10 protein-coding genes are annotated in these 12,964 nt (G+C 70.1%); 2 read left to right on the forward strand and 8 right to left on the reverse strand.

Annotation, left to right across the window (positions count from 1 at the left end; all coding sequences use genetic code 11):
• Nucleotides 1-189: 189 nt before the first annotated feature.
• Together E2C05_RS21935 and E2C05_RS21940 are read left to right on the forward strand one after the other, a co-directional pair.
• Nucleotides 190-2,076 carry a potassium transporter Kup gene (locus E2C05_RS21935; RefSeq protein WP_200305965.1) on the forward strand — a complete coding sequence of 629 codons (1,887 nt, stop codon included), beginning with the start codon at nucleotides 190-192 and terminating at the stop codon, nucleotides 2,074-2,076.
• A gap of 169 nt (nucleotides 2,077-2,245) precedes the next feature.
• Entirely contained in the window at nucleotides 2,246-2,602 is a 357-nt protein-coding gene (locus E2C05_RS21940) for a hypothetical protein (protein ID WP_133221786.1), read from the forward strand.
• A 57-nt stretch (nucleotides 2,603-2,659) separates the two neighbouring features.
• Here E2C05_RS21940 and E2C05_RS21945 read toward each other — a convergent pair whose 3' ends face one another.
• The 8 genes from E2C05_RS21945 to mdh form a co-directional block, all read right to left on the reverse strand.
• The gene (locus E2C05_RS21945) at nucleotides 2,660-3,787 is read right to left on the reverse strand and encodes an SDR family NAD(P)-dependent oxidoreductase (RefSeq protein ID WP_205082963.1); all 1,128 of its coding nucleotides are present in this window, start codon (nucleotides 3,785-3,787) and stop codon (nucleotides 2,660-2,662) included.
• A 448-nt stretch (nucleotides 3,788-4,235) separates the two neighbouring features.
• On the reverse strand, nucleotides 4,236-4,664 hold the full coding sequence (locus tag E2C05_RS21950) for a DUF6884 domain-containing protein (RefSeq protein ID WP_133221787.1): 429 nt from the start codon (nucleotides 4,662-4,664) through the stop codon (nucleotides 4,236-4,238).
• 14 nt (nucleotides 4,665-4,678) lie between these two features.
• Nucleotides 4,679-4,963 carry a hypothetical protein gene (locus tag E2C05_RS21955; RefSeq protein ID WP_133221788.1) on the reverse strand — a complete coding sequence of 95 codons (285 nt, stop codon included), beginning with the start codon at nucleotides 4,961-4,963 and terminating at the stop codon, nucleotides 4,679-4,681.
• Nucleotides 4,964-5,110: 147 nt separating this feature from the next.
• The gene (odhB, locus tag E2C05_RS21960; RefSeq protein ID WP_133221789.1) at nucleotides 5,111-6,352 is read right to left on the reverse strand and encodes a 2-oxoglutarate dehydrogenase complex dihydrolipoyllysine-residue succinyltransferase; all 1,242 of its coding nucleotides are present in this window, start codon (nucleotides 6,350-6,352) and stop codon (nucleotides 5,111-5,113) included.
• A 57-nt stretch (nucleotides 6,353-6,409) separates the two neighbouring features.
• Nucleotides 6,410-9,313: a 2-oxoglutarate dehydrogenase E1 component gene (locus E2C05_RS21965; RefSeq protein ID WP_133221790.1), complete on the reverse strand. Its 2,904-nt coding sequence runs from the start codon at nucleotides 9,311-9,313 to the stop codon at nucleotides 6,410-6,412.
• A gap of 216 nt (nucleotides 9,314-9,529) precedes the next feature.
• Nucleotides 9,530-10,414 carry a succinate--CoA ligase subunit alpha gene (sucD, locus tag E2C05_RS21970; protein WP_133221791.1) on the reverse strand — a complete coding sequence of 295 codons (885 nt, stop codon included), beginning with the start codon at nucleotides 10,412-10,414 and terminating at the stop codon, nucleotides 9,530-9,532.
• A gap of 3 nt (nucleotides 10,415-10,417) precedes the next feature.
• Entirely contained in the window at nucleotides 10,418-11,644 is a 1,227-nt protein-coding gene (sucC, locus tag E2C05_RS21975; RefSeq protein WP_133221792.1) for an ADP-forming succinate--CoA ligase subunit beta, read from the reverse strand.
• 78 nt (nucleotides 11,645-11,722) lie between these two features.
• Nucleotides 11,723-12,676, reverse strand: coding sequence for a malate dehydrogenase (gene mdh / locus E2C05_RS21980; protein WP_133221793.1), 954 nt, complete (start codon nucleotides 12,674-12,676; stop codon nucleotides 11,723-11,725).
• Nucleotides 12,677-12,964: the final 288 nt, after the last annotated feature.

Raw genomic sequence — 12,964 nt, forward strand, 5'->3', positions numbered from 1 at the left:
GGGGCCGCCCGCCGCGGCGGCCCGGCGCCGGCGCGGCGGGCCGCGCCCCCGCTCTCGCCACCGTCACCGCCACCTTCCGCGCATCCCGGGCCGGGCGGGGCCGGCCGAAAGGCCCATCCCGCCAGCCTTGCAAGCGACGGGGCCGGGGCCTAAGCCTTCCGGCCGTCCTCCCCCCCGCGGAGCGTCCGCTTGACCGCCCCCACCGACGCCGCCCGGCCGCGGGCCGTCACCCTGCCCCTCCTCCTCGGCGTGCTCGGGGTGGTCTACGGGGATATCGGCACCAGCCCGCTCTATGCCTTCCGCGCCGCGCTGCTGCATTTCTCGGCCGACGGGATCGAGCGGTGGGAGGTGCTCGGCATCCTCTCCCTCATCATCTGGTCGCTGATCCTGACGGTGACGGTGAAATACGTCATCTTCATCCTGCGGGCGGACAACCGCGGCGAAGGCGGCATCCTCGCGCTGATGGCCCTGGCCCAGCGCGTCGCCCGCGGCGACCGGTCCCGCGGGTTCGTCATGCTGCTGGGCATCGCCGGCGCCTGCCTGTTCTTCGGCGACGGCGTCATCACCCCGGCCATCTCCGTCCTGTCGGCGATGGAAGGGCTGAAGGTCGCGTCCCCGGTGTTCGAGCCGCTGATCATCCCCGGCTCCGTCGTCATCCTGGTCGCGCTCTTCCTCGTGCAGTTCCGCGGCACCGGCAGCATGGGCGCGATCTTCGGGCCGGTGATGGCGCTGTGGTTCGGCACGCTCGGCCTGCTCGGCTTCATCGAACTGGTGCAGGAGCCGGAGGTGCTGACCGCCATCTCCCCGCACCATGCCGTGACCTTCTGCCTGCACTACCACCTGGCGGCCTTCATCGCCTTCGGGTCGGTGGTGCTGGCGGTGACGGGGGCGGAGGCGCTCTATGCCGACATGGGGCATTTCGGCCGCAAGCCCATCCAGGTCGCCTGGATGAGCTTCGTCCTGCCGGCGCTGACGCTGAACTACCTGGGCCAGGGTGCCCTGCTGCTGGGCGACCCGGCGGCGCTGGAGAACCCCTTCTTCCTGCTGGCGCCGGAATTCCTCCGCCTGCCGCTGGTGGTGCTGGCGACGGCGGCGACCATCATCGCGTCGCAGTCCATGATCTCGGGCGCCTTCTCCATCGCCCGGCAATGCGTCCAGCTCGGCTTCCTGCCGCGGCTGGTGGTGCGCCACACCAGCGAAACGGCGGAAGGCCAGATCTACCTGCCGCAGATCAATTTCGCCCTGCTGGCCGGCGTGCTGGTGCTGGTGCTGTCCTTCCACACCTCGGACAACCTGGCGGCGGCCTATGGCATCGCGGTGACCGGCACCTTCGTCTGCACCAGCGGCCTCGCCATCCTGGTCTTCCGCCGGCAGTTCGGCTGGCCGGCGCCGCTGGTGGCGCTGGTCTTCCTGCCGCTGCTGCTGATCGACCTGGCCTTCTTCCTGTCGAACGTGCTGAAGATCCCGGAAGGCGGCTATGTCCCGCTGGTGCTGGGCGCCGCGCTGTTCACGCTGATGCATACCTGGAAGCGCGGGCGGGACCTGCTGTTCAGCCGCTTCCGGCAGGACAGCCTGCCGCTGAAATCCTTCCTCGCCCGCCTGCCGCAGAGCCGGACCATCCGCGTCCCCGGCATCGCGGTGTTCATGACCGGCCAGGCGGACTACGTCCCGGGCGCGCTGCTGCACAACCTGAAGCACAACAAGGTGCTGCACGAACGGGTGCTGTTCGTGACCGTGCTGAACGAGGACGTGCCGCAGACCGGCGCCGACCGGCGGCGGGAAGTCTCGGAACTCGCCGCCGGCATCCACCGGGTGATCCTGCGCTACGGCTTCCAGGAAAGCCCCAACATCCCGCGCGACCTGGAAGCGCTGCGGGAAGACGGGGTGGCCTTCGAGCCGATGCAGGCCAGCTACTTCCTGGGGCGGGAGACGCTGGTGGCGGCCGTGGTGCCGAAGATGTCGCACTGGCGGCAATGGCTGTTCACGCTGATGTCGCGCAATGCCGTGCCGGCGACGGAGTTCTTCCGCATCCCGTCCGACCGGGTGGTGGAGCTGGGCGTGCGGGTGGCGATCTGAACCCGCCCCGACCCGGGGCGTTGTTCGAGGCCGTGCCAGTCCGTGCCATGAGGCCGCGGGCGGCCTGACGCCGGCCGGCCGGCCGGACGAGCCGCCGCGGCGCGGGACACTGGCCGGCAACCATGCCGCCCGGCGCGACGATGGCCGGAGAAGGAGGCGACGGGACAGCATGCCCAAGGTGACGCTGGTGGTGGCCAATGGGCCCGGCTTTCCCTCGGGCAGCCCGGACCGCCGCTACGAGATCGAGGTGGCGCTGACCCCGGGCGGGCACCTGGACGTGCAGGCGCGGCAGGATGCCAGCAGCCCCTGGCCGGCCCGCCGCATCTGGCCCGGCGCCCCGTCCCAGGAAGGCGACATCCTGTACGACACGGATACCGAAAGCTGGGCCATCCGCCTGGGTGCGGCCGGCGAATCGCCGCCCCAGGCGATGATCAGCCATGCCGGGCAGCTCAGGCCGGGGGAATACGTCACCATCCGGGAGCCGGATGGGGTCGAGTATTCCTATCGGGTCGTGGGCATCACCTGACCCCGGGGGGCGTGCTGCCCCCCTCGCCCCCGCCCAAGGCCCCTGGAGGCCTCGGGTTCAGCCGATCTGGACCAGGCGGCCGCCATCCACCGGCAGGGCCACGCCGGTGATGAAGCCGGCCTCGTCGCTGGCCAGGAACAGCGCGGCATTCGCCACGTCCCAGGCGGTGCCCATGCGGCGGCGCAGCGGCACCTTGGCATCGCGCTCCGCCGCGACCTCGGCCCGGGTCTTGCCGGTGTGGCGGACGCGGGTGTCCACCGCCATGGGCGTGTCCATCAGCCCGGGCAGGATGGTGTTGCAGCGGATCCCATGCCCGGCATTCTGGATCGCCACCTGCTCGGTGAAGGCCAGCATCGCCGCCTTGGTCGTCTTGTAGGCGACATAGGGGTAGCTCTCGACCGCCGCGGCGGAGGAGATGGACAGGATCACCCCGCCCTGCTGCCGGCGCATCACCGGCAGCGCATGCTTCACCGCCAGGACGAAGCCGCGCAGGTTGATGGCGGTAACGCGGTCGAAGGCCTCGGCGGTGATCTCGGTGGGCGGGGCATCGCCGCCGGCGATCGAGACGCCGACATTGTAGTGCAGGATGTCCAGCCGGCCCCAGAGCCGCACCGCCTCCGCCACCGCGGCTTCCAGCGCGGCCTCGTCCAGCACATCGGCGCGGAAGGCGGCGGCGCCGTTCCCGGCCTGCCGGGCGGTGTCCTCGGCCGAGGCGAGGTCGCGGTCGGCGCAGAGCACGCGGGCGCCTTCCTGGGCGAAGCGGAGGGCGGTGGCGCGGCCATTGCCGAGGGTCTCCCCCGGGCTCTGCCCCGCGCCGATGATCAGTGCCGTCTTGTCCTTCAGGCGCATGCTGTTTCCCCCTGTCGCGTAGCCGGTCGCGGGCGGTCTGGAGCCGAGCTCGGCTCCTGCCGCGATCTTGTCCAAAAGCGATGGGCAGCGTTCCACCCAGATCTCGAACTGGGCAAGGGCCTCCGGATCGAAGGCAGCGAAGGCGTGGCGGTTGTTCCAGAGGCCGGATGCGGGAATGGCCGGGCGATCGGAATGGCGTCCCAGCCAGCCGGCCGAGGCGGGGTCGGCAGCCAGGGCGACCGGTGACGACAGCAAGGCGATGCAGTTACGCTCGATGCTGGCGCGGTCGCTCGCAGGTCCTGGCGGATCGTCCACAGGCAAAAGCAGGAATGGCATTCGCCGGATGCAGTCGCTGACGACCAGTTCGATCGGTTGTTCCTCGGCGAGCAGCGCAGCCACGGGCGTGCCGGTCCGTTGGGCGGCATCGGCTGCACTCTGGCCGATGCCCCAGCTCCGCACCGGCCCGACGGTGCCAGACGCTTGGAGCGCGGCCCCCACCAGCAGCCGGAACACCGATCCACGGTGATCGCCGCCGCCAGTACCGACGCGGCCCCTATGCTGGCCGAGCCGCTGGCGCAGTGTGGATTTCGAGGTCGCGGTGATGGCGTGGGTCCCGATCCGCACGACCCTGGGTGACGCCGAGGCGCCGCGTCTCTCATCCGGATCGAAGAAGAAGTATACCCCCCGAGTGGGCCAGATCGCCGGACCCTGGCCGTCCGCCAGCGTGAACGGGCCACCGGACCGCTGCGCAAGCCGGTGCAGCAGGTGGTAGAACCGTTCAAGGTCAGCCGGCGAGGGCATGCTTGAGCCAGCCGAGTTGCTTGCCGATGCCCAACCCTTGCATTGGTACCTCGACACGGTCGGCATGCCGCGATAGCGGCTCGCCGAGAAACTCCCGGTAGCGCGCCCCCGCCAGCACGACGATCACGGGAATGCAGGCAGGCAGGACGTCTCGCATCTGCGCCTCGACCAGGGTGGCCCAGGCCCGCCGCGCCCCGACCGGCATGGTGAGCAGGGTCCTGTCGTAGGGATCCAGGACCTTGTCCGGATGGACTAGGCCATGCTCCGCCGACAGGATGAACCAGATGTCGCCCCGCGTTTCGGCATAGCGACGGGCCATCCGAAACCAGGGCGAGACATAAAGGTCGCGGGCCGGGGCCGCCCGGTGCAGTTTCATTCCGACGCAGGAAACGAGGTGGCAGGTGCCGGACATTGCCACCGGCCCGCCTACCCCTCCCGCGGCGGCCTTGTCCGCCGCGGCCCGCGCGGGCCGCTGCCGAACTGGTCTTGCTGGTGCGACGGCACCCGGCGTTCGCGCGGCGGCGGCGGCGGCGCGGCCAGGTCCGCCTCCAGCTCCCGGATCCGGCCGATGATGGAGGCGCGCAGTTCCGGCGAGGATTGCGGCTTCAGGGTACGGATCGTCTCCTTCAGCTCCGCCAGCAGGCGGACCTTCTCCTCCCGCGTCCGCTTCAGCGGGCGGTTGTCGGAAAACTGGCCGTCAAACGAACGCATATGACTCTTTCTCCCGGGCGGGTGGCGCGCCGCATTGGGCGCACGGGGTACGGCCCAGGGGCCGTCCCCGCTTCCCGTCGATGATAGCAGAAGGCGGCTGGGTTGGCGCCGAAATGCAACGGGCGGGCGCGCCGGCCCGCCCCGCGGTCAGATGTCCAGCATCAGCCGGCGCGGGTCCTCGACGCTTTCCTTCACCCGCACCAGGAAGCTGACCGCTTCCTTCCCGTCGACGATGCGGTGGTCGTAGGACAGCGCGATGTACATCATCGGCCGGATCTCGATCTTGCCGCCGACGACCATCGGCCGGTCCTGGATCTTGTGCATCCCCAGGATGCCGGACTGCGGCGGGTTCAGGATGGGCGTCGACATCAGCGACCCGTAGATGCCGCCATTGGTGATGGTGAAGCTGCCGCCCGCCAGCTCCTCCAGCTTCAGCTGGCCGTCGCGGGCGCGCTTGCCGAAGCCGCCGATCGTCTTCTCGATCTCGGCGAAGCCCATGCGGTCGGCATTGCGCAGCACCGGCACCACCAGGCCGTTCGGCCCGCCCACCGCGATGCCCATGTGCACGAAGTGCTTGTAGATGATCTGGTCGCCCTCGATCTCGGCGTTCACCGCCGGGAACTCCTTCAGGGCGGCGACGCAGGCCTTCACGAAGAAGGACATGAAGCCGAGCCGGACGCCGTGCCGCTTCTCGAACACGTCGCGGTATTCGCTGCGCAGCGCCATCGCCGCGCCCATGTCCACCTCGTTGAAGGTGGTCAGCATGGCGGCGTTGTTCTGCGCCTCCTTCAGCCGGCGGGCGATGGTGACGCGCAGCCGCGTCATCTTCACCCGCTCCTCGCCCTCCTCCAGCCCGCGCTGGGCGGCGGGCTTGGCCGCGGCCGGGGCCGCCGCCGCGGCGGGGCGGCTGAGGAATTCCAGCACGTCGCCCTTGGCGATCCGGCCATCCTTGGCGCTGCCGGCGCCGATCTGCTCGGCGCTGACATTGTTCTCCGCCATCAGCTTGGCGGCCGACGGCATCGGCGCATGCGCGCCGGGCACCGCGACAGGGCCCTGGGGCTGGCGCGGCGTCTCCACCTTCGGCTGCGCCGGGGCGGCGGCGACCGGTTCCGGCTTGTGCGGCTTGACGGGCGCGGGCGCGGCGGCCGCGGCGCCGGCGGCGATCACGCCCAGCACGGCGCCCGGCTCCACCTCGGCGCCCTCGTCGGCGGTGATGCTCTCGATGACGCCGGCGGCGGGGGCATTCACCTCCACCGTCACCTTGTCGGTCTCGAGCTCCACCAGCGGCTCGTCGGCCTTCACGGCCTCGCCGGCCTTCTTCAGCCAGCGCGCCACGGTCGCGGTGCTGACGCTTTCGCCCAGGGTGGGCACGAGAATATCGGTCGCCATCGTCCTATCGCCTTCCTGACGGGGCCGCCCGGGTGGTCCGGTGACGCGCGGGGCGCATCACTGGAGCCCGAGCGCCTCCCGCACCAGGGTTTCCTGTTCCTGGCTGTGCACCTTGGCGAGGCCGGTGGCCGGGCTCGCCGCTTCCTTCCGCCCGACATAGTCCGGGCGCTTCGCCTTGATATCGAGGGTCCGCAGGACCTTTTCCAGCCGCCGGTCGATGAAGGTCCAGGCGCCCATGTTCTCGGGCTCCTCCTGGCACCACAGCACCTCGGCGTTCCGGTACGGCGCCAGGGCGCGCGACAGGCTCTGCACCGGGAAGGGATAGAGCTGCTCCACCCGGATGATCGCCACGTCCTTCACGCCCTTGTCGCGGCGTTCCTGCAGCAGGTCGTAATAGACCTTGCCGGTGCAGAGCACGACGCGCTTCACCTCCTCCTCCGGCGCGATCGCGTCGATCTCCGGGATCACGTACCGGAACGCGCTGCCGGGGCCGAAATCGGACAGGCTGCTCACCGCCAGCTTGTGCCGCAGCAGCGACTTCGGCGTCATCTGCACCAGCGGCTTGCGGTAATTCGCCTTCAGCTGCCGCCGCAGCGCATGGAAGTAGTTGGCGGGGGTGGTCAGGTTGCAGACCCGCATGTTCCGCTCGGCGCAGAGCTGCAGGTAGCGTTCCAGCCGGGCCGAGCTGTGCTCCGGCCCCTGGCCTTCGTAGCCATGCGGCAGCAGCATCACCAGGCCGCTCATGCGCAGCCACTTGGTCTCGCCGCTGGCCAGGAACTGGTCGATGATCACCTGCGCGCCATTGGCGAAGTCGCCGAACTGCGCCTCCCACAGCACTAGGGTGTGCGGGTCGGCGAGCGAATAGCCGTATTCGAAGCCCAGCACGCCGAACTCGCTCAGCAGGCTGTTGAAGGCCTCGAAGCGCGGCTGGCCGTCGCGGATGTTGTTCAGCGGCACGTATTCGGCCTGGGTGTTCTGGTCCACCAGCACCGCATGGCGGTGGCTGAAGGTGCCGCGCTGCACATCCTCGCCCGACAGGCGCACGCGGTGGCCTTCCAGCAGCAGCGTGCCGAAACCCAGCGCCTCGCCGGTCGCCCAGTCGATGCCCTCGCCGGTCTCGATCGCCTGGCGCTTGGCGTCCAGCTGCCGGACGATCTTGCTGTTGGCGTTGAAGCCGTCCGGCACGCGGGCCAGCGCCGCGCCCACTTCCCGCAGCGTCTCCAGCGGGACCGCGGTGGGGTGAAGCTGCTCCACCTCGTCGCCCACCGTCACCGCCTTCAGGCCGGACCAGTGGCCTTCCAGCCAGTCCGCCTTGTTCGGCTTGAAGGTCTGGGCGGCCTGGTGCGCCTCCTCCAGCGTCTGGTTGAAGGCGTCGAGGATGGATTTCGACTCCTCGGCCGTCACGCTGCCCTCGGCCGCCAGCCGGTCGGCATAGGTCGTCCGGGTGGTCTTCATCTCCCGGATGCGGCCATACATGATCGGCTGGGTGAAGGCCGGCTCGTCGCTCTCGTTGTGGCCGTGGCGGCGGTAGCAGACGATGTCCACCACCACGTCCACCGCGAATTGCTGCCGGAACTCGGCCGCGAGGCGGGAGACGAACACTACCGCTTCCGGGTTGTCCCCGTTCACGTGCCAGATCGGCGCCTGCACCGCCTTGGCGATGTCCGTGCAGTACAGCCCGGAATAGGCATGCGCCGGGACGGTGGTGAAGCCGATCTGGTTGTTGGTGACGATGTGGATCGTGCCGCCGGTGCGGTAGCCGATCAGCTGGCTCATCGCCATGGTCTCGTAGACCAGGCCCTGGCCGGCGAAGGCGGCGTCGCCATGCAGCAGGATGCCCATGACGGACCGGCGGGTCCGGGTGTCCCCCGCCATGTCCTGCCGCGCGCGCACCTTGCCGGCCACCACCGGGTCCACCGCTTCCAGGTGCGACGGGTTGGGCTGCAGCGACAGGTGCACGGTATGCCCGCCGATCTCGAGATCGGTCGAGGTGCCGAGGTGGTACTTCACGTCGCCCGAGCCCTGGACGTCGTCCGGGTTGGCGCCGACGCCCTTGAACTCCGAGAAGACCTGGGTGAAGGGCTTCTTCACCACGTTCACCAGCACGTTCAGCCGGCCGCGATGCGCCATGCCGATCGAGATCTCGGTGACGCCGGCCTTGGCCGCGGTCTCGATCACCTCCTGCACCGCGGGGATGGTGCTCTCGCCGCCTTCCAGCCCGAACCGCTTGGTGGAGACGTATTTCTTCGCGCAGAAGGCCTCGAAGCCCTCGGCCTCCGTCAGGTGCTCCAGGATCTGTCGCTTGCCGGCCTTGTCGAAGGCGGTGGTCCAGGGGGCGCCTTCCATCCGGCTCTGGATCCAGAATTTCTGGTCCGGGTCCTGGATATGCATGAACTCGACGCCGATCGGGCCGCAATAGGTGGCCCGGCAGACCTCCATGATCTGGCGGATGGTGGCGGTGTCGAGGCCCAGCACGCCGTTGATGAAGATCGGGCGGTCCCAGTCGGCCTCGGTGAAGCCATAGGTCGCCGGGTCCAGCTCCTGGTGCCGCTTCGGCCGCTGCAGGCCGAGCGGGTCGAGCTGCGCTTCCAGATGGCCGCGAACGCGGTAGCTGCGGATCAGCATCAGCGCCCGGATGGAATCGAGCTGCGCGGCGCGGATGGCCGCCGGGTCCAGCGCGGCGGGGGCGGCCGGCTTGTCGCCCTTCGCGCCCGCCTTGCCCCCTTGCGGGGCGGGCGGCGCCTCCGGCTCCGGCGCGAAGCCGCCGCGCGGGCGGGGCGCCCAGGATGCGCCGGTGGCGTCGGTCAGCACCGCGCGGGCCTCGTCGCCCAGCGCCTCGAACAGCTCGGCGAAGGACGGGTCGACGCTTTCCGGCTTCTCCACCCAGCGCGCATAGAGGTCGGCGAGGAAGGCGGCGTTGGCGCCGGTCATCACGCTGGCGAGGATGTCCACTCCGGCCATGGTCTTCTCCGTGCCGGCCCCTGCGGGCCGGCGTCCTTGCAACTGGTGGTCTGCATATGGGCAGCCGCTGCCCGGTCCATGCCCGGGCAGCGGCTGCATACATAGTCCCTATGGCAGCGATGCGGCAGGCCCGGCCTTGATCCGGGTCATGCCCGCAGGGCTGCCCGGACCATCATGGCCGGCGGGATCGGACCCGTTCGTGAACGCGGCGCTCGCTCAGCCCTTCAGCGCCTTCACCATGGTGCTGCCCAGCGCCGCTGGGCTGTCCGCCACATGGATGCCGGCCGCCCGCATGGCGTCCATCTTCGCCTCGGCCGTGTCCTTGCCGCCGCTGATCACGGCGCCGGCATGACCCATCCGGCGGCCCGGCGGGGCGGTGGCGCCGGCGATGAAGCCGACCACCGGCTTCGCCTTGGCGCCCTTGTTCTCCCGCGCCAGGAACTCCGCCGCCTCGATCTCCGACTGGCCGCCGATCTCGCCGATCATGATCAGCGACTTCGTCTCGGGGTCGGCCAGGAACATCTCCAGCACCTCGACGAAGTCGGTGCCCTTCACCGGGTCGCCGCCGATGCCGACGCAGGTGGACTGGCCGAGGCCGGCCGCGGTGGTCTGCGCCACCGCCTCATAGGTGAGCGTCCCGGAGCGGGAGACGATGCCGACCGAGCCGCGGCGATGGATGTGCCCCGGCATGATGCCGATCTTGCAGGCATCCGGCGTGATCACGCCCGGGCAGTTCGGCCCGATCAGGCGCGACTTGGAGCCGCCGAGCGCCCGCTTCACCTTCACCATGTCCAGCACCGGGATGCCCTCGGTGATGCAGATGATGAGGGGAAGCTCGGCGTCGATCGCCTCCAGGATCGCATCCGCCGCGAAGGGCGGCGGGACATAGATCACGCTGGCCGTGGCGCCGGTCTTCTCGACGCATTCCGCCACCGTGTCGAAGACCGGCAGGCCGATATGCGTGCTGCCGCCCTTGCCCGGCGTGACGCCGCCCACGTATTTCGACCCGTAGGCGATGCCCTGCTCGGCATGGAAGGTGCCCTGGGCGCCGGTGAAGCCCTGGGTCATGACCCTGGTGTTCGCGTCGACGAGGATGGCCATGGCTCAGGCGGCTCCCTGCTTCGTCGCGCCGGAGGCGCGCGCTTCATTGACCGCCTTGACCACCTTCTCGGCGGCATCGGCCAGGTTGTCGGCCGGGATGATGGCCAGCCCGCTCTCGGCCAGGATCTGCTTGCCCAGCGCGACATTCGTCCCCTCGAGCCGGACGACGAGCGGCACCTTGAGGGTGAGGTTCTTCGCGGCCTGCACCACGCCGGTGGCGATCATGTCGCACTTGGCGATGCCACCGAAGATGTTGACCAGGATCGCCTTGACGTTCTGGTCGCTGGTGATGATCCGGAACGCCTCCGTCACCCGGTCCGCCGTCGCGGTGCCGCCGACATCGAGGAAGTTCGCCGGCGAGGAGCCGTAGAGCTTGATGATGTCCATCGTCGCCATCGCCAGGCCGGCGCCGTTCACCATGCAGCCGATCTCGCCGTCGAGCGCGACGTAGTTCAGGTCGTTCTTGACCGCGTCCAGCTCCTTCGGGTCCATCTCGCTGTCGTCGCGCAGCGCCTCGAGGTCCTTGTGGCGGAACAGCGCGTTGTCGTCGAAGGACACCTTGGCGTCGAGCGCGACGATGTCGCCGGCGCCGGTGACGACCAGCGGGTTGATCTCGACGATCGCGCAGTCGAGCTCGAGCACGGCGCCGTAGAGCGCGGTGACGAACTTCGTGAAGGCGCCCACCTGCTTGCCGGTGAGGCCGAGGCCGAAGGCCAGCTTGCGGCAATGGAAGCCGGAGATGCCGGCGGCCGGGTCCACCGCGACCTTCAGGATCTTCTCGGGGTGGCTCTCGGCCACCTCCTCGATCTCCATGCCGCCCTCGGTCGAGGCCATGACGGTGAGGCGCGAGGTGGCGCGGTCCACCAGCAGGCCGAGATACAGCTCGCGCTTGATGTCGCAGCCATCCTCGACATAGACGCGGGAGACCTGCTTGCCCTGCGGCCCGGTCTGCTTGGTGACCAGGGTGTGGCCGATCATCGCGGCGGCGGCGGCCTTCACCTCCTCCACCGACTTGACGACGCGGACGCCGCCCTTGCCGTTCGGGTCGTCGGTGAAGCGGCCGGCGCCGCGGCCGCCGGCATGGATCTGCGACTTCACGACATAGACCGGCCCGGGCAGCTTCCTCGCCGCCGCCTCGGCCTCCTCCGGCGTCCAGGCCACATGGCCGTCGAGCACCGTGACGCCATAGCGCCGCAGCAGCTCCTTCGCCTGGTATTCGTGGATGTTCATCCGTTCACCCCTGTGGGCTGGACGGCCGCTGCGGGCCGATAAGAAAAAGGCCGGGGTTTGGGGCCCCGGCCGCCGGCCTCAGACGCCGAGCTTCTTGAAGTCCTCGATCAGCTTCTTCACCGCGTCGCAGCTCTTGTCGAAGGCCGCCTTCTCCTCCGGCGTGAACTGCACCTCGACGATCCGCTCCACGCCATTGCCGCCGATGACGACGGGGACGCCGACATAGAAGCCGTCCTGGCCGTATTCGCCGTTCAGCATCACCGCGCAGGGCAGCACCCGCTTCTTGTCCAGCAGGTAGCTCTCGGCCATGGCGATGGCGCTGGCCGCCGGCGCGTAGAAGGCGCTGCCGCGCTCCAGCAGCTTGACGATCTCGCCGCCGCCATTCGCCGTGCGGTTGACGATGGCGTCGACCTTCTCCTGCGTCGTCCAGCCCATCTTCACCAGGTCGGGGATGGGAACGCCGGCGACGGTGGAATAGCGGGTCAGCGGCACCATGGTGTCGCCATGGCCGCCGAGCACGAAGGCCGTCACGTCCTCGACCGAGACGTTGAACTCCTGCGCCAGGAACAGCCGGAAGCGGCTGCTGTCCAGCACGCCGGCCATGCCGACCACCTTGTTCGCCGGCAGGCCGGACTTCTGCTGCAGCGCCCAGACCATGACGTCGAGCGGGTTGGTGATGCAGATCACGAAGGCATCCGGGCAATGGGTGCGGATGCCCTCGGCCACCTGGCCCATCACGCCGGCATTCTTGGTCAGCAGGTCGTCGCGCGACATGCCCGGCATGCGCGGGAAGCCGGCGGTGACGATCACCACGTCGGCGCCGGCGATGGCGGCATAGTCGCCCGTGCCGGCCATGGCGCTGTCGAACCCGTCCACCGGGCCGGACTGCATGATGTCCAGCGCCTTGCCGGCCGCGACGCCGGGGAAGACGTCGAACAGCACGACGTCGCCGAGCTCCTTCAGCCCGATCAGATGCGCGAGCGTACCGCCGATGTTGCCGGCGCCGATGAGGGCGATCTTCTTGCGGGCCATGAGGGGTCCTTCGCGGCCGATCATTGAAAAGTTGCGCCGCGCTTCCTACCCCCGCCCCGCCGGGGCGACAAGGCGCGGCACGGCCCCGCAACCGGCGGCAAGGCGGATGGCGCCGCGGCGGTCCCGCCGCGGCGCGCGAATCCGCCCCCCGGTCCATGCCCCCATGCCAGGCCTGCCCCCGCCCGCCGCCGGGACGCCCTCCGGGACGCCCCCCCGGGACGCAGCGGCGGCGGCGCGTTCCGCATCGCCTGCGGGCGGCCCCGGCCTGGCGGCTGGCCGCCGCGCCCG

The sequence above is a fragment of the Paracraurococcus ruber genome, assembly GCF_004353985.1.
GTDB classification, from domain to species: domain Bacteria; phylum Pseudomonadota; class Alphaproteobacteria; order Acetobacterales; family Acetobacteraceae; genus Paracraurococcus; species Paracraurococcus ruber.

Excerpts from the sequence above, each read along its gene's own strand:
- odhB (WP_133221789.1), bottom strand. The coding sequence starts at position 6,352 with ATGGCGACCGATATTCTCGTGCCCACCCTGGGCGAAAGCGTCAGCACC.
- sucD (WP_133221791.1), bottom strand. The coding sequence starts at position 10,414 with ATGGCCATCCTCGTCGACGCGAACACCAGGGTCATGACCCAGGGCTTC.
- E2C05_RS21950 (WP_133221787.1), bottom strand. The coding sequence starts at position 4,664 with ATGTCCGGCACCTGCCACCTCGTTTCCTGCGTCGGAATGAAACTGCAC.
- mdh (WP_133221793.1), bottom strand. The coding sequence starts at position 12,676 with ATGGCCCGCAAGAAGATCGCCCTCATCGGCGCCGGCAACATCGGCGGT.
- E2C05_RS21965 (WP_133221790.1), bottom strand. The coding sequence starts at position 9,313 with ATGGCCGGAGTGGACATCCTCGCCAGCGTGATGACCGGCGCCAACGCC.
- sucC (WP_133221792.1), bottom strand. The coding sequence starts at position 11,644 with ATGAACATCCACGAATACCAGGCGAAGGAGCTGCTGCGGCGCTATGGC.
- E2C05_RS21945 (WP_205082963.1), bottom strand. The coding sequence starts at position 3,787 with ATGCCATTCCTGCTTTTGCCTGTGGACGATCCGCCAGGACCTGCGAGC.
- E2C05_RS21955 (WP_133221788.1), bottom strand. The coding sequence starts at position 4,963 with ATGCGTTCGTTTGACGGCCAGTTTTCCGACAACCGCCCGCTGAAGCGG.
- E2C05_RS21940 (WP_133221786.1), top strand. The coding sequence starts at position 2,246 with ATGCCCAAGGTGACGCTGGTGGTGGCCAATGGGCCCGGCTTTCCCTCG.